Origin of the sequence: Streptomyces sp. ME02-8801-2C (assembly GCF_033793965.1) — a bacterium.
Classification (GTDB): Bacteria; Actinomycetota; Actinomycetes; order Streptomycetales; family Streptomycetaceae; genus Streptomyces.
On the sequence record NZ_JARAXP010000002.1, the window covers coordinates 635,543 to 654,531 of the forward strand.

Annotated in this window: 1 protein-coding gene; it reads left to right on the forward strand. The window is 72.6% G+C overall.

The genetic code is table 11. From position 1 onward, the window contains the following. Positions 1-166: 166 nt before the first annotated feature. Positions 167-18,967 (forward strand): non-ribosomal peptide synthetase, encoded by an 18,801-nt coding sequence (locus PV396_RS07390; protein WP_319201628.1) that lies wholly within the window; start codon positions 167-169, stop codon positions 18,965-18,967. Positions 18,968-18,989 lie beyond the last annotated feature (22 nt).

An 18,989-nucleotide genomic window follows, 5' to 3' on the forward strand; every position in this document is an offset into this window, starting at 1 on the left:
CGTGCGGTTTCCAACGGATAACTCCCTTAGGTTAGGCAGGCCTTAATAGTAGGGGCGGGAAGCGGCTCCGCCGAGACTGGGGTCTTTTGGTTAGGTAATGCTTACCTTAGTATGGCCTGCGGTCCTCCGGCTCAGCCGGTCCGTACACCATGGAGGCACGTCGCCTGTGTCCGGTTTCGAAGTACGTGTGCCCGGTATCGACGACGCGGAAGGCGCGATCCCGGCCTTCTGGCGGCGGTGCCTCGAACCGCTCCCGCAGGAGACCGCGCTCCCGGTCGACTTCCCCTACCCGCTGCACCCCACCGGTGAACGGCACACTCTTCGTCGCTCGTTGTCGGCGACGGCCGACGAACCGATCCTCCTGGCCGCGTACGCCGCCCTGCTGCACCGCTACAGCGGCGCCCGCGACCTCACCTTCGGGTACGACGGTCTGCCACTCCGGATCGCAGTCGACGCCGGAGTCTCCTTCACGGACCTCGTACGGCAGGTGACCGAGGCCCTTGCGGAGGCGCGGGCCCACCGGGTCGAACACGCCACACTGGTCGACTGGTTGCGCCCGGACCCCACCCGGGGCGGCGGACTGCTGTTCAACACCGCGTTCGGCGATGACAGGTCCGGCGAGGCGACTGGTGAGGTGTCAGGCTACGGCGGCCGGCTCGACCTCTCCCTCGCCGTGCGCGACGGCGATCTGTACGTGACCTACCGCCAGGACCTCTTCGAGGCCGCCACCGCCGCGCGCGTCGCCGACCATTACGCCACCCTGCTCGCCGACGCCCTCGCCCACCCGCACGCCTCCGTCGGGGAGTTGGAGCTGCTCGGCGCCGAGGAGCGCCGGCGCGTCCTGCGCGAGTGGAACGACACCGACCACTCCGTCCCGCTCCGTACCTGGCCCGAGATGTTCGCCGACCAGGTGCGGCAGCGCCCGGACGACATCGCTTTGGTCTTCGAGGACGTCTCCCTGACCTACGCCGAACTCGACGACCGTGCGGGCCGGTTGGCGGCGGCCCTGATCGCCCGGGGTGCCGGACCCGAGCGGGTGGTCGCCCTCGCCGTGCCCCGGTCGGCGGAGCTGATCGTCGCCGAGGTCGCCGTGCTGAAGTCCGGCGCCGCCTACCTCCCGGTCGACACCGACTACCCGGCCGACCGCATCTCCTACATGCTCGCCGACGCCGGTCCCGTCTGCCTGGTCACCACGGCCGAGGTCGCCGCCGACCTCCCGGCGAACGACGGGGTCACTGTCGTCGTTCTCGACTCGCCGGACCTCATTCGGGAGATGACGGAACGTCAGCCCACGGGTGCCGACCCGAGCGCGCTGACCGTCACCAACGCTGCCTACGTCATCTACACCTCCGGCTCCACCGGCCGCCCCAAGGGTGTCGTCCTCACCCACGCCGGTGTCGCCAAACTGGTCGCCACGCAGACCGAGCGGTTCGGGATCGGCCCGCACAGCCGGGTGCTCCAGTTCGCCTCGCCCAGCTTCGACGTGGCGTTCTGGGACCTGTGCCTCGGCCTGCTGTCCGGCGGCCGGCTCGTCGTCGTACCGTCCGAACGCCGGGTGCCGGGACGGGCGTTGGCCGACTACGCCCGCGCGCACGGCATCACGTTCATGATCCTCCCGCCCGCGCTGCTCGCCGCGATGCCCGAGGACGTCGAACTCCCGCCCGCCACCCTGCTCGCCGGCACCGAACGCGTCTCGCCCGAGCTGGTCGGACGGTACGCGCGCGGCAGGATGATGTTCAACGCGTACGGCCCGACCGAGGCGACCACCAACTCCACTCTCGGCCTGTGCGACCCCGACATCCCGTCCGGTTCGGTCGTCCCCATCGGCATCCCGGACCCCGGCACACGTGCCTACGTCCTCGACGCCCGTCTGAAGCCCGTCCCGGCCGGTGTCCCCGGCGAGCTGTACCTCGGCGGCGCCGGGCTCGCCCGCGGCTACCTCGGGCGGCCCGACCTGACCGCCGAACGGTTCGTCGCCGACCCGTTCGGGGCGCCGGGGGAGCGTCTGTACCGTACCGGTGACCTGGTGCGTTGGCAGGCCGACGGGCGGCTGGTGTTCCTGGGCCGCGCCGACTCCCAGGTGAAGATCCGCGGCTTCCGCATCGAGCCGGGCGAGATCGAATCCGTACTGCGCGCGCATCCGGCCGTGGACCAGGCCGCGGTCGTCGTCCGCGAGGACCGGCCCGGGGACCGCAGGCTCGCCGCCTACATCGTCCCGGCGCTGGACGGCGAGACCGTCCCGGACGCCACCGAGCAGGTCCGCGAGTGGAAGGACCTGCACGAACTCCTCTACGCGGCAGCCGGATCGGAGGGCTACCAGGCGCAACTGGCCGGTTTCCGGGAGAACTTCGCGGGCTGGAACAGCATGTACGACGGGCTGCCCATCCCCGTCGAGGAGATGCGCGAGTGGCGCGCGGCCACCGTGACCCGCATCAGCGAACTCGCGCCCCGCCGCGTGCTGGAGATCGGAGTCGGCAGCGGCCTGATCCTCTCCCGCATCGCACCCGACTGCGCCGAGTACTGGGGTACCGACCTCTCCGAGGAAGCGGTACGCGCCCTGCGTACCCAGGTCGAGGCAGTGCCGGAACTCACCGACAAGGTACGGCTGTCGGCCCAACCCGCCCATGACACCACGGGGTTGCCAGCCGGCCACTTCGACACCGTCGTCCTCAACTCCGTCGCCCAGTACTTCCCGAGCGCCGACTATCTGACCGAGGTCGTCCGGGCGGTGGGCACGCTTCTCGCGCCCAGCGGACGGCTGTTCATCGGCGACGTGCGCAACGCCCGGCTGCTGCGCTGCCTGCGCGCGGCCGTGGAGAGCCGCCGCACGGGGGACCCGGAGGACAAGCAGGCCCTGCGGGCCGCCGTCGAGCGGTCCGTCGCCTGGGAGGGCGAACTGCTCCTGGACCCGGACTACTTCGCGGTCCTCGACGGGTTCGACGCCGAGATCCTCGTCAAGCGCGGCACCCACCACAACGAGCTGACGCGCTACCGGTACGACGTGGTGCTCAGCAAGCAGGCCACCACTGCCGACAAGCCTGCGGCCACCGGTGCCGAGGTCGTCTGGAGCGGGCCGGAGGCGCTCGAAGCCCAGCTGGCCGAAAGGCCCTCGCTGCTTCGGGTCACCGGCGTGCCCAACGCCCGCCTCGCCGAGGACCTGGCCGCGCTGTCCGCCCTGGACGACAGCAGCCGCACGGCGGACGCCCCGGACCCCGAGGTCTTCCACGAGCTCGGCGCCCGCTACGGCCACCGGACGGCCGTCACCTGGAACGGCACCGCCGACGACGGCAGCCTCGACATCGTCTTCGCCTTCGGCGACACCCCGCTCACCGGCCTCTACCGGCCCTCGGGCACCGCCCCGCACGCCAACCGCCCGGCCCCCTTCCGGGACGTCAACGCCCTGATGCGGACGCTGCGTTCATACGCGGCCGACCACCTCCCCGAGTACATGGTCCCGGCGGCCGTGGTCCCCCTGGACCGCCTCCCGGTCACCCCGAGCGGCAAGCTCGACGCCGCCGCGCTGCCCACGCCCGACTACGGCGCCCTCAGCGCCGGCCGCCCGCCCCGGAACGCCCGCGAGGAACTGCTCTGCGCGGCCTACGCCGACGTCCTCGGTCTGCGCTCGGCCACCATCGACGACGACTTCTTCGCCCTCGGCGGCGACAGCATCACCGCCATCCAGCTCCTCGTCCACGCCCGCCGCGCCGGCCTGCGCCTCAGCTCCCGGGACGTCTTCAGACACCGCACGGTCGCCGCGCTCGCGGCAGCGGCCGGGGAAGTGGTCCAGGAGACCGTCGAGCCGGACGCCCCGCTGGTCGCCCTCACGGACGCCGAACTCGCCGAGATCCAGGGCGAGTTCCCGGTCGCCGTCGAGGAGACGCTGCCGCTGAGCCCCCTCCAGGAGGGCTTCTACTTTCACTCCCTCGTCGACGGCGCGGACCTCGACGCGTACATCGTCCAGCAGGCCCTCGACCTGACCGGCCCGGTCGACGGCCAGGCCCTGCGCCGGGCCGCCCAGCGCGTCCTGGACCGGCACGCCCCGCTGCGCGCCTGCTTCCGCCGCCGCCCGGACGGGCAGCCCGTGCAGCTCATCGCCGCCGGACTCGAACTGCCCTGGCGCGAAGTCGACCTGACCGTCCACGACGGGCCCGCCCGGGTGCCGCTGGCCGACGCGGTCGCCGCCGCCGAACGCGCCCACCGCTTCGACCTCGCCAACCCGCCCCTCGTGCGCTGCGCGCTGATCCGCCTCGACGGGCACCGCAGCCGCCTGCTGCTGACGTTCCATCACATCGTCGCCGACGGCTGGTCGTTGCCCGTCCTGCACCGCGAACTGATGGCCTCCTACGGGGACTCTCCGGCCGCGCTGCCGCAGCCCGCGCCCTACAGCGCCCATCTGCGCCGCCTGGCCACCGCCGACCGCGAGGCGGCGCGCACGGCCTGGCGCACGGCCCTCGCCGGGGTCGAGGAGCCGACGCGGCTCGTCGAGACGCCCGCCGACGGCACGCCCGTCGAGCCCGCGCAGATCCGCCTCGAACTGTCCGAGCGGGTGACCGCCCGACTCGCCGCGCGGGCACGCGAGCACGGGGTCACCCTGGGCACGGTCGTCCAGGGTGCCTGGGGCCTGCTCATCGGCCGGCTCACGGCTCGCCAGGACGTGGTGTTCGGCACGACGGTCTCGGGGCGTGACGCCGAGGTCGAGGGCATCGAGTCCATGATCGGCCTGTTCATCAACACCCTCCCGACGCGCCTGCGTTGGGAACCCTCCGACTCTCTCGCCGGCCTGCTCGGCCGACTCCAGGACGAACAGGCCCAGCTGCTGGATCACCAGCACCTCGGGCTCGCCGAACTCCAGCGCGTCGCGGGCCTCGCGGGCGCCGGTGAACTCTTCGACACCCTCGTCGTGTTCGAGAACTACCCCGCCGCGACCGACCTCGCCGACCCGACCGGCACGCTCCGGCTGACGGGGCACGAGTTCCACGACGCCGTCCACTATCCGCTCGCCCTGATCGTCAAGCCGGGCCGACGGCTCGACCTGCGGCTCAAGCACCACGCCCAGCGGCTCGACGCCGACGCCGTGCGCCGGATAGCGGACCGTCTCTCCCGCATCCTGCACGCCCTGGCAGCCGACCCGGCGCAGTCCGTCGCCGACGTCGAGCTGCTGTCGGCCGAGGAACTCCTCGTCGCCCACCCGACCGGCGAACACCGGGACATCGCCGGTACGACCCTGGCCGCGGCCTTCGAGGCCCAGGTGGCGCGCAGCCCGCAGGCGACAGCGGTCGTCTTCGAGGGCGAGACGCTCACCTATCGTGAACTCGACGTCAGAGCTGGGGAGTTGGCAGGGCGACTGACCGCGAGCGGCGCGGGCCCCGGCACGATCGTCGCCGTCGCCGTACCGCGTTCCGCCGAACTGATGGTCGCCCTGCTCGGCGTGCTGAAGTCGGGCGCCGCCTACCTCCCCGTCGACGTGGACTATCCCGCCGACCGGGTCGCCCACATGCTCGCCGACTCCGGTGCCACCACCGTGGTGACCACCTCGGCGACCGCACCCCGGCTGCCTGCCGGACCCACCCTCCTGCTGCTCGACACCCCGTCCGAGGACGTGCCCGAGCAGAAGACCGCCCGCCGCGCCCACCCCGACGACCCGGCCTACCTGATCTACACCTCCGGCTCCACGGGCCGCCCCAAGGGCGTCGTCGTCACCCACCGGGCCATCCTCAACCGGCTGGCGTGGATGCAGGGCGAGTACGGACTGATCGCCGCCGACCGGGTGCTGCAGAAGACCCCGGCCAGCTTCGACGTCAGCGTCTGGGAGTTCTTCTGGGCGCTGTGCGAGGGCGCCGCCGTGGTCCTCGCCCGCCCGGACGGACACCGCGACCCCGCCTATCTCGCCGGCCTCATCCGCGAACAGGGCGTCACCGCACTGCACTTCGTGCCGTCGATGCTGGAGGCCTTCCTCCAGTCCGAGGAGATCACCGCCGACCCGACCTGGGCCGCGTCCCTGCGTCACGTCTTCAGCAGCGGCGAGGCGCTGCCCGGCGCCGCCGCCGCCCGCTGGCGCGCGCTGACCGGCGTACCGCTGCACAACCTGTACGGGCCCACCGAGGCCGCCGTCGACGTGACGTACCACCCCTACGACGGCGCACCCGGCACCACCGTGCCCATCGGGCGCCCGGTGTGGAACACGGGCCTGCGCGTCCTGGACTCCTGCCTGCGGCCCGCGCCCGAAGGGGTGCCCGGCGAGCTGTACCTGACGGGCGTTCAGCTGGCGCGCGGCTATCACGCCCGGCCGGAACTGACCGCCGAGCGGTTCGTCGCCGACCCGTACGGGGAGCCCGGCGCACGCATGTACCGCACCGGTGACCTCGTGCGCCGCCGCGCCGACGGGGTGATCGAGTACCTCGGCCGCACCGACCGCCAGGTGAAGATCCGCGGCAACCGGATCGAACTCGGCGAGATCGAGGCCGCGTTGAGCCGCACACCGGCGGTCGCCCAGGCCGCCGTCACCGTGAACGCCGGCCAACTGGTCGCGTACGTCGTGCCGGTCCGCGACACCGACGTCCCGCCGCCCGCAGAGCTCCAGGCCGCGCTGGCCCAGGAACTGCCCGCCGCCGTCATCCCGGCCGCCTATGTCGTCCTCGACGCCCTTCCCCTCACCCCGAGCGGCAAGCTGGACCGGGCCGCGCTGCCCGCCCCGGAGGCGGTGCGAGCCGAGAGGCGCGCCCCGCGCGACGAGCGGGAACACGCCCTCACCGGGATCTTCGCCGCCGTACTGAAGCTCGAGGACGTCGGCATCGACGACGACTTCTTCATGCTCGGCGGCGACAGCATCACCTCCATCGGCGTCTCCAGCCGCGCCCGCCGGGCAGGGCTCGACCTCAGCCCGCGTGACGTCTTCGAACACCGCACCCCGGCCGCCCTCGCCGCAGCGGCGGCGCCCGTGGCCGAAGTGGCCGCCCTCCGCTCCTCGTTCGCCCTCACGGCCGAGGAGACCGAGCGCGTCCACCGGCTCAGCCCCGACCCCGTCGAGGACATCTGGCCGCTGGCCCCGCTCCAGGAAGGCCTGTTCTTCCACTCCACGTACGACGACAGCGCTCTGGACGTCTACACCGTCCACGAGTCCTTCGACCTCGCCGAAACCGTCGACACCGCCCGACTCCGCACCGCCGTACGGGTGTTGCTGGACCGCAACCCCAGCCTGCGCGCCGGGTTCACCAGCGAGGGCCTGCGCCAGCCGGTGCAGTTCATCGTGCGCGACCCCGAGATCCCCCTCGAAGAGGTCGACCTCTCCGGGCTGCCGGAGGCCGAACAGGACATCCGCCTGCGGGAGTTGACCGACGCCGAGCGCTCCCGGCGCTTCGACCTCACCCGCCCGCTGCTCTTCCGTATGCTCCTCGTCCGCCTCGGCGCGGACCGGGGTGACCGACTGGTCGTCGGACGCCATCTGCTCCTCTGGGACGGCTGGTCGGCATGGCTCTTCCTCGACCAGCTCTTCGCCCTGTACGAGAACGGCGGCGACGCGAGCACCCTGCCCGCCCCCGGCAACTACCGTGACTACCTGACCTGGTTGGAGGTCCAGGACACGGCCGTCGCCACCGGCGCCTGGCGCCGCGCCCTCGCCGGACTCGACGAGCCCACCCTGCTCGCCGCCGCCGACCAGGGCCTGGAACCGGACATTCCGGAGAGCCTGGACGTCCTCGTCCCGGACGAGGTGGGCGAGCGGCTGCGCGCCATCGGGCGGCTCCACGGTCTGACCCTCAACACCGTGCTCAACGCGGCCTGGGGGCTCACCCTGGCCAGCGCCACCGGCCGCACCGACATCGTCTTCGGCACGACCGTCGCCGGCCGGCCGAGCGAGGTGCCGGACATCGAGAACGTCATCGGCATGTTCCTCAACACCGTCCCCGCCCGCATCGCCTACGACCCGGCCGAGCCGGTGCTCGGGCTGCTGCGGCGCGTCCAGGACGAGCGGCTCGCCGTCATGCCGTACGAGTACCTCGGCCTCGGTGTGCTCCAGGCCGAGACCGGGCACCGGCGGCTGTTCGACACACTGTTCGTGCTGCGCAACAACGACACCGAGGACCGGCTCGCCGAGCTCAGCGACCGGCACGGCGCCACGGCCGTCGCCAACGTCGACGCGACCCACTACCCGGTCAACCTCGTCGTCACCCCGGGCCGCTCCATCCAGGTCACCCTGACCCACCGGGCCGACGTCATCGCCCGCCCCCAGGCGCAGGACCTCCTCGACCGCTTCACCCTCCTCCTGGACCGCCTGACCCTCGACCTCGACGCCCCGGTGGGCGGCCTCGACCCGCTACTGCCCGCCGAGCAGGCCGAGTTGGAGCAGGAGCGGGCCGCCGGACGGGTCCCCGAACCCACGGAGACCATCGCCGACCTGCTGGCCGCGCAGGCCGCCGCCACCCCCGACGCCACGGCCGTCGTCTTCGGCGACCGCACCCTCACCTACGCCGAACTCGACACCCGCATCAACCGGATGGCCCGTCTGCTGATCGCGCGGGGCGCCGCCCCCGAGCGGGTCGTCGCCCTCGGTCTGCCCCGCTCCCTCGACATGGTCGTCGCCCTGTTCGCCGTACTGCGCACGGGCGCCGCCTATCTGCCGCTGGAACTCGACTACCCGGACGACCGGCTCGCCGCGATGCTCGACGACGCCCGGCCGACGATGCTGCTCTCCACCGCCGCAGTGTCGGCGCGGCTGACGGGCGACACACCGCGCGTGCTGCTCGACGACCCGGAGATCGCCGCCGAACTCGACTCGTTGTCGGGTGACTTGGTCTCCGTGGCGTTCAGCCTGGAACACCCCGCGTACGTCATCTACACCTCCGGTTCCACCGGCCGCCCCAAGGGCGTCGTCACGCCCTACCGGGGTCTGACCAACATGCAGCTCAACCACCAGAAGGAGATCTTCGAACCGGCGATCGCGTCGGCGGGCGGACGCAGGCTGCGCATCGCGCACACCGTGTCCTTCGCCTTCGACATGTCGTGGGAGGAGCTGCTCTGGCTGGTCGAGGGGCATGAAGTCCACATCTGCGACGAGGAGTTGAGGCGCGACGCCGAAGCGCTGGTCGCCTACTGCGAACGCCATCGCGTCGACGTCGTCAACGTCACCCCGACCTACGCCCATCTCCTCATCGAGGAAGGCCTGCTGGAGGGCCACCGGCCGCCGCTGGTGCTGCTCGGCGGCGAGGCCGTGTCCGAGACGGTGTGGAACCGGCTGCGCGACACCGAGGGCACCTACGGCTACAACCTCTACGGGCCGACCGAGTACACCATCAACACCCTCGGCGGCGGCACCCTCGACAGCGCCACCCCCACGGTCGGCCGTCCGATCCGTGGCACCCGCGCCCACATCCTGGACGCCTGGCTGCGCCCCGTGCCGGAAGGCGTGCCGGGAGAGCTGTACATCGCCGGCATCGGTCTGGCGCGCGGCTATCTGAACCGGCCCGCGCTCAGCGCCGAGCGTTTCGTCGCCGACCCGTTCGGCGAACCCGGTGAGCGCATGTACCGCACCGGCGACCTGGTCCGCCGCAACCCCGACGGCAACCTCGACTTCCTCGGCCGCACCGACGACCAGGTGAAGATCCGCGGCTACCGCGTCGAACTCGGCGAGATCGAGACCGCGCTCGCCCAGCACGACCGGGTCGCCCACGCCGCCGTGATCGTCCGCGACGAACGCCTCGTCGGATACGTCGTTCCGGCCGGGCTCGCGGGCAGCGACCGGGATTCGGCGGAGCGCGACCAGGTCGGCGAGTGGCAGGAGATCTACTCCGACGAGTACGAGGAGATCAGCACCGCCGTCTTCACCGAGGACTACGCGGGCTGGGACTCCTCCTACGACGGACAGCCCATCCCCTTCGACCACATGCGGGAGTGGCGCGAGGCCACCGTGGAGCGCATCCGCTCCCTGGGACCGCGCCGCATCCTCGAGATCGGCGTCGGCTCCGGCCTGCTGCTGTCCCGGCTCGCCCCGGACGCGGAGGCCTACTGGGCCACCGACTTCGCCGCCCCCGTCATCCGCAAGATCGGCCAGGAACTGCTCCAGGACCCCGACCTGGCCGCCCGGGTCACTCTCCGTGCCCAGCCTGCCGACGACCTCACCGGCCTGCCCGACGACGGCTACTTCGACACCATCGTCATCAACTCCGTCATCCAGTACTTCCCCAGCATCGACTACCTGACCTCGGTGATCCGGGGCGCGATGAAGCTGCTGGCCCCCGGCGGCGCGCTGTTCGTCGGCGACGTCCGCAACCTGCGGCTCGCCCGCGCCTTCCAGACCGAGATCCAGGAGGCGAAGGGCCTCACCGGCGACGCGCTCGCACGGGCCGTCGAACGCGGGCTGCGCCTGGAGAAGGAACTCCTCGTCGACCCGGACTACTTCACCACCCTCGGCTACGGCGTCGACCTCCGCACCAAGCAGGCCCGCCACCACAACGAACTCACCCGCTACCGCTACGACGCCGTCCTGTACGCCGCCGAGCCGGGCTTGCGACTGACGGACGTTCTCGCCGTTCCCTTCGACACGATCGGGCACGGCCTGGACAGCGGCGATCTGGCCGGGCCGCTGACCGAACTCCCGGTACGCCTCACCGGCATCCCCGACGCCCGTATCGGCACCCCCGGCGGAGTCGACCCGGAGACCCTGCGCGACCTCGCCACCGGGCTCGGGCACCGCGTCCTGACCACCTGGTCCGGCGAAACCGGCACCTACGACGCCGTGTTCGTCCCCGGTGAGGTACCCGCGCTGACCGCCGGGCTCTACCTCCCCGGCGGGGGAGCGGCCCCGTACGCCAACTCCCCGACGGCGGCCCGTGATGCCAACAGCCTGATCCGGCAGCTCCGCGACGACCTCAAGCAGCGGCTGCCCGAGTACATGGTCCCCGCCGCGTTCGTCACCCTCGACCGGCTGCCCATGAACGACAACGGCAAGCTGGATGTGCGCGCCCTGCCCGACGCCGAACCGGCCGTCGCCCTCGGCACCGGCCGGGGACCGCGCACCCCCCGCGAAGAGGTGCTCTGCCGGCTCTTCGCCGAGGTGCTCGGCCTGCCCGAGGTCGGCGCCGAGGACGGCTTCTTCGACCTGGGCGGCCACTCCCTGCTCGCCACCCGCCTGATCAGCCGCGCCCGGACCGAACTGGGCGCCGAACTCGCCATCCGGGATCTGTTCGAGGCGCCCACGCCCGAGCAGCTCGCGGCCCGCGCCGACACCGCACGCCCGGCCCGCCCGGCCGTCGCCCCCGCAGCCAGGCCCGAACGCGTCCCGCTCTCGGCCGCGCAGCGCCGCCTGTGGCTGGTCGAACGGATCACCGGCAGCGGCGTCGCCTACAACTTCCCGCTGGTCTTCCGGCTCCGGGGCGTCCTGGACCTCGACGCGCTCCGGGCCGCCGTACGGGACGTGGCGGGACGCCATGAAGCGTTGCGCACCCTGTTCCCCGAGCATGACGGTGAGCCGTACCAGCTGATCGTTCCGGCGGCCGAGGCCGACCCAGGGTTCACCGTGAGCGACTGCGGGGAGGGCGAGCTGCCCGAGCGCATCGAGGCGGCACAGCGCCGGCCCTTCGACCTCACCGGTGAACTCCCGTTGCGGTGCGAGGTGTTGCGGGTCGGCCCGGCCGACCATGTCGTGGCCGTCGTGCTCCACCACATCACCACCGACGAGTGGTCCGACCGCCCCTTCCTGGCCGACCTCACCACCGCCTACCGGGCCCGGCGCGCGGGCCGCGCCCCCGAGTGGGCGCCGCTGCCGGTCCAGTACGCCGACTACACCCTCTGGCAGGACGAGCTGCTCGGCCAGGTCGGCGCGGGCCAACTCGCCCACTGGGCGGACACCTTGCGCGACCTCCCGGAGGAACTGCGGCTGCCCCTCGACCGGCCTCGCCCGGCCGAGCCCACCGGGCGGGGCGGCAAGGTCCGCCTCGAACTGCCCACCGACACAGGTCGCGCCCTGCGCGAGCTGTCGGGTGCCACCGGCGCCAGCATGTTCATGCTGTTCCAGGCCGCCACGGCCGCGCTGCTGCACCGCCTCGGGGCCGGGGACGACATCCCCCTCGGCGCCCCCATCGCAGGCCGCACGGACGACGCCCTCGATGATCTGGTCGGCTTCTTCGTCAACACGCTCGTGCTGCGCACCGACGTGTCGGGCGACGACCTGACATTCCGTCAACTGGCCGCTCGGGTAAGGGAATCGTCCCTGGCCGCGTTCGAGCACCAGGACCTGCCCTTCGATCAGGTCGTCGAGGCCCTCAACCCGGCCCGGGTGGCGGGGCGCAACCCGCTGTTCCAGGTCATGCTGGGCTACCACTACCGCCCCGACGGCGACCCCGATGTCCTCGGCATGGCGACCGAGTGGTTCGACATGGACACCGGCATGGCCAAGTTCGACCTCCACTTCACCTTCGTGGACGAGTCGGACCGGCTGATCCTTCTCCTGGAGTACGCGACCGACCTCTGCGACGAACCGACGGCCACCCGGACGGCGGGGCGCCTGGTGAGGCTGCTCGAACAGGTGGCGAGCCGCCCCGACGTGCTGGTGCGGGACCTGGACGTGCTGGAGGAGTCCGAGCGGGGGGCCGTTCTGGGCGACTGGAACGACACCGCCCGTGAAGTGCCCGCCACGAGCCTGCCCGAGTTGTTCCGGGCCCAGGTGGCGCGTACGCCGGACGCCCTGGCGCTGGTGTTCGGCGAACAGCGGCTGACGTACGCCGAGTTGGACGAGCGGGTCGAGCGGACGGCCCGGGTACTGGCCGGCCTGGGCGTGGGCCCGGAGCGCACGGTCGCGGTCGCGCTGCCGCGCTCGGTGGAGCTGGTGGTCGCGCTGCTGGCCGTGCATCGCGCCGGCGGGGCGTATCTGCCGCTGGACGCGGACTACCCGCAGGAGCGGCTGGACTTCATGCTCGCGGACGCCCGCCCGGTGACAGTGATCCGGGACGCCCTCCCGGAGGGACCGGCGGACGGTGAACTCCCGTCGTTCTACGACCCGTTGAGCCCCGCCTACGTCATCTACACCTCCGGTTCGACCGGCACCCCCAAGGGCGTCGTCGTGCCGCACCAGGGCATCGTCAACCGGCTGCTGTGGATGCAGGCGGAGTACGGGCTGAACGGCGACGACCGCGTGCTCCAGAAGACGCCGTCCAGCTTCGACGTGTCGGTGTGGGAGTTCTTCTGGCCCCTCATCACCGGCGCGGCCCTCGTGGTCGCCAGGCCCGAGGGGCACAAGGACCCCGTCTACCTGGCCGGGCTGATCCAGGAGCAGAGCGTCACGACCGTGCACTTCGTGCCGTCGATGCTCCAGCTGTTCCTGGAGGAACCCACGGCAGCCGGCTGCCTGGGGCTGCGGCGCGTGATGTGCAGTGGGGAGGCGCTGCCCGACGAGCTGGCCCAGCGGTTCCGTGCCGTACTGCCGGCCGAGCTGCACAACCTGTACGGGCCCACGGAGGCGTCGGTCGACGTCACGGCGGCCCAGGTGACCGAGCTGACCCGCCGGGTGTCGATCGGCCGGCCGGTGTGGAACACGCGTGCGTATGTTCTCGATGGCGCGCTGCGGCCCGTGCCGCCGGGTGTGGCGGGAGAGCTGTATCTGGCCGGTGTGCAGCTGGCGCGTGGCTATCTCGGCCGACCGGGGCTCACGGCGGAGCGGTTCACAGCCGATCCCTTTGGTGAACTCGGTTCACGCATGTACCGCACGGGTGACCTGGCACGCTGGACAACAGAGGGAACACTCGAATACCTGGGCCGCACCGACGACCAGGTGAAGATCCGCGGTTTCCGTGTCGAGCTGGGCGAGATCGAGTCCGCCCTCGCCCGCCACGACTCCGTCGCCCACGTCAGCGTGGTCGCCCGGGACCAGCGGCTCGTCGCCTACGTCGTGCCGACCGGCGACACCGCCCTCGACACCGCCGCGCTCGACACCACCGCCCTCCGCCGGCACGCGGCCACCGTGCTCCCCGAGCACATGGTCCCCGCGGCCTTCGTCGCCCTGGACGCCCTGCCCCTCACCCCCAACGGCAAGCTCGACCGCAAGGCCCTCCCCGCCCCCGACTTCTCGGCGGCGGCAACGGCGGCCGGCTCCGGCACCGGCGAGGGCCTGCCGCGCACGCCGCGCGAGGAGATCCTCTGCGGCCTCTTCGCGGACGTACTGGGCCTCGAACGCGTCGGCATCCACGACGACTTCTTCACCCTCGGCGGACACTCCCTCGTCGCGATGCGACTCGCCGCCCGCGTCCGTGCCGCGCTCGCCACCGAAGTCTCGCTGCGCAGCGTGTTCGAGGCACCCACGGTCGCCCGGCTCGCCGAGCGCCTCCGGGCGGACGGCCAGGACAACGGCGGCGCCCGACTGCCCGTACTCGCACCGGCCGAGCGGCCGGAGCGGCTGCCGCTCTCCTTCGCCCAGCAGCGCCTGTGGGTGCTGTACCGGGTGGAGGGCCCGAGCGCCACGTACAACATCCCGCTCGCCTGGCGGCTCACCGGACGGCTCGACGCCGACGCGCTGCGACTGGCCGTCGACGACCTGGTGGCCCGCCACGAGCCGCTGCGCACCGTCTTCCCCGAGGAGGACGGCCGGGCGTACCAGCGGATCCTGGAGCCGCACGAGGCCCGTGTCGAGGTGACGGCCGAGGCTGTCCGGGACGAAGCACAACTCACCGAACGGCTCACCGAGGCCGCCGCGTACGGCTTCGAACTGGACCGGGAGGCGCCGCTGCGCGTCCACCTCTTCCGTACCGCCGAGGACGAGCATGTGCTGCTGCTCCTGCTCCACCACATCGCGGGCGACGAGTGGTCCGACGCACCGCTCACCCGCGACCTGGCCGCCGCCTACGAGGCGCGCGCGGCCGGCCGGGCGCCGCAGCGGGCGCCGCTGCCGGTGCAGTACGCCGACTACAGCCTGTGGCAGCGGGCGATGCTCGGCGACGAGAAGGACCCGGAAAGCCTCGCGTTCGGCCAACTCGCCTTCTGGAAGCGGACCCTGGCCGGGCTCCCCGAGGAACTCGCGCTGCCCGCCGACCGGCCGCGCCCGCTGGAGGCCAGCTACCGCGGTGGCACGGCTGACATCGCCCTGGACCCGGAACTGACCGCCGGACTGCGCGAGTTGGCCCGGTCGAGCAACGTCAGTATGTTCATGATCGTCCAGGCGGCGGTGGCGGCCCTGCTGACCCGGCTCGGCGCCGGTACGGACATCCCGCTCGGCAGCCCGATCGCCGGGCGCGGTGAAGAGGCCCTGGAGGACCTGGTCGGGTTCTTCCTCAACACCCTGGTGCTGCGCACCGACACCTCCGGCGACCCCGCGTTCCGTGAACTGCTCGCCCGGGTGCGGGAGACCGACCTGGCGGCCTTCGACCACCAGGACGTACCGTTCGAGCGGGTGGTGGACGTGCTCAACCCCGCCCGTTCGCTGTCCCGGCATCCGCTCTTCCAGGTCATGGTCGTCTACCTGGCCGCGGGCGTCGACAGGGGCGGCTTCCCGGGACTGGAGTCCCGCCGGGAGGAACTCGGCGCGACCGGCGCCAAGTTCGACCTCTCCTTCGACTTTGTGGAACGCGCCGGCGGGAACGGCGTCGACGGTGTCCTGGAGTACAGCGCCGACCTCTTCGACGCCGCCACCGCGGAGGCGATCGGCGAGCGCCTGGTCCGCCTCCTCCGGGCGGTCGTCGTCGCCCCGGACACCCCGATCGGCCGGATCGACATCCTCGGCACCGCCGAACGCCACCGGATCCTCACCGAGTGGAACGCCCGGCCGATCATCGCCGAGCCGACCACCATACCGGCCCTCTTCGAGCGCCAGACCGCACTGTCCCCGGACGCTCCCGCCGTGGCCTCCGACGGCATCGAGCTGACGTACGCCCAGCTCAACGCGGAGGCCAACCGCCTCGCCCGGCTGCTCGTCGCGCGTGGCGCGGGTCCCGAGCGGCTCGTGGCGCTCGCCCTGCCCCGGACAGCCCGCACACTGCTGGCCGTCCTCGCCGTACAGAAGGCCGGCGCCGCCTATCTGCCCCTCGACCCCGACGCCCCGACGGGCCACCTCAGTGACACCCTCGACGACGCCCGCCCGGTGCTGACGCTCACGACGCGGGACATCGCGCGGCGGCTGCCCGCAGGCGGTCCGCCGACGCTGGAGGTGGACGCCCCGGCGACCGCCGAACTGCTCGCCGCCCAGGACACGACCGACCTCCTCGACGGCGACCGCCTCGCCCCGCTCACCCCGCGCCACCCGGCGTACGTCATCTACACCTCCGGGTCCACCGGGCGCCCCAAGGGCGTGGTCGTCACCCACGAGACCGTCGGCAACCTCTTCCACAGCCACCGCGAGACGCTCTACGCACCGGCGAAGGCCACCACCGGCCGAGACCGTCTCCGGGCCGGACACGCCTGGGCGTTCTCCTTCGACGCCTCCTGGCAGCCGCAGCTGTGGCTCCTCGACGGGCACTGCGTGCACGTCGTGTCCGACGAGACCCGCCGCGACCCGGAGCTGCTCGCGGCAGCTGTCGTCGAACACGGCTTCGACTTCCTGGAGGTCACCCCGTCGTTCTTCGCGCAGATGGCCGAGACGGGTCTCGTCCGTGACGACGGAAGCTGCCCCCTCGCCGTCGTCGGCGTCGGCGGCGAGGCCGTCCCCGTGGCGCTCTGGGAGCGCCTCGGGCGGCTGACCGGCACCGAGGCGTTCAACCTGTACGGCCCCACCGAGTCCACCGTCGACGCCCTGGTGGCACGGGTGCGCGACAGCGACCGGCCGCTGGTCGGCCGGCCCGTGGCGGGCACCCGGGCGTACGTCCTGGACGACCGCCTGCAGCCCCTGCCGCCCGGCGTGACGGGCGAGCTGTACCTGGCCGGCGGCGGCCTCGCCCGCGGCTATCTGGGCCGCCCCGCCCTGACCGCCGAGCGCTTCGTCGCCGACCCGTTCGGTGAGCCGGGCTCCCGGCTCTACCGCACCGGCGACCTGGCCCGCTGGACCGCCGACGGCTACCTGGACTACCTGGGCCGGGCCGACGACCAGGTCAAGATCCGCGGGTTCCGCATCGAACCCGGCGAGATCGAGTCCGTGCTCGCGTCCGAACCGGACGTCGCCCAGGCCGTGGTGACGGTACGTCAGGAGGGCGCGCGCAGGCTGCTGGTGGCGTACGTGGTCCCCGTACCCGGTCAACTGCCCGACCCGGCGCGGCTGCGCGGCCAGGTCGGCCGGCGACTGCCCGACCACATGGTTCCGGCGGCCGTCGTCCTCCTGGACCGGCTGCCCGAACTCGCCAACGGCAAGCTGGACCGATCGGCCCTGCCCGCCCCGGACTTCGCCGCCCTCTCCACGGGCCGGGCTCCCGGCACCGAGCTGGAGAAGGCCCTGTGCGGTGTTTTCGCCGACGTGCTCGGACTGGACGAACTCGGCGTCGACGACGACTTCTTCGCGCTCGGCGGCGACAGCATCATGGCGATGCAACTGGTCAGCAGGGCAAGGGCGGTGGGCGTGCGGATCACTCCGCGACTCGTGCTGCGCCACCGCACGGTGGCCGCCCTCGCCGAAGTGGCGACGACCACCGGCTCCGCCGCCGCCCGTCCCGTGGACGACGGAACCGGGACCGTGCCGCTCACGCCGGTCATGCACTGGCTGCGTGAACTGGGCGGCCCCTTCAGGAGCTACCACCAGTCGGCCCTCGTCCAGACGCCCGCCGCCCTGGACCGGCCGAAGCTCACCGCCGTCCTCCGCGCTCTCGCCGACCGGCACGCCATGCTGCGCGCCGGCCTGGTCCGTACGGAAGCCGGTCAGTGGACCCTCGAGGTGCCCGAGGCCGGATCGGTGGACACCGGGACGTGGATCGAGCGGGTCGACGTCACCGGACTGGACGCGGAGGAGCTGCGGGTCGTCGTCGGCGAGCGGACCCACGCAGCCCGCGCGGCCCTGGACCCGGACGCGGGCGTCATGGTGCGGGCCGTGTGGTTCGACGCGGGCACCGAACCCGGAAGGCTCCTGCTGATGGGCCACCACCTCGTCACCGACGGTGTGTCCTGGCGCATCCTGCTGCCCGACCTGGCCGCCGCGTGGACCGCCGTCGACGCCGGACGCCCGGCCGAACTCCCGCCCGTCGACACCTCCTTCCGCACCTGGTCCCACCGGCTCGAGGAGCTGGCCCAGGACCCGGCCCACGAGGCGGAACTGCCGTTCTGGACCGGCGTACTCGAAGGAGCCGCGCCGCTCCCGCTCGACAGGCCGCTCGACCCGGTCCGCGACACGGCCGGCACGGTGCGGAACCTGGAACTGCGGCTGCCCGCCGAAATCACCGGCCCGCTGCTGTCCGCCGTGCCGTCCGCCTTCACCGCGAACGTCAACGACGTACTGCTCACCGGCCTCGGCCTCGCCGTCGCCGACTGGCGGCGCCGCCACGGGGACGACCAGGGCGGCCCCGCCCTGGTCGACCTCGAAAGCCACGGCCGTGACGAGGAGTTGGCCGAGGACGCCGATCTGTCCCGTACGGTCGGCTGGTTCACCAGCGTCTTCCCGGTCCTGCTCGATCCCGGACCCGTCGACCTGGAGGCAGCCCTCGCGGGCGGCGCGGAGATCGACGAGGCACTCGCGCGGGTGCGGGCCCACCTCGGCTCACTGCCCGCGAACGGCACCGGCTACGGCATGCTGCGCCACCTCAACCCCCGTACGGCGCCCGTCCTGGCGCGCTTCGCCCCGCCGTCGATCGAGTTCAATTACCTCGGCCGCTTCGGCATCCCCGAGGCCACGGACTGGTCGTACGCCCCCGAGGAGGACGTCTCGGACATCGGCGCCGAGCCGGAGATGCGGGAGGGCCACGCCCTTGGCATCAACGTCGTCACCGAGGACCGCGCCGACGGCCCGGTCCTGGCCGCCCACTGGTCCTGGCCCGCCGCCGTCCTGTCCGAGGAGGCGGTCCGGGACCTGGCGGAGACCTGGTTCCGGGCGCTGAGGGCCCTGGTCGCCCGCGCCGAGAACCTCGACCGGCACTGACCCCGAGCCCATCCACCACTCA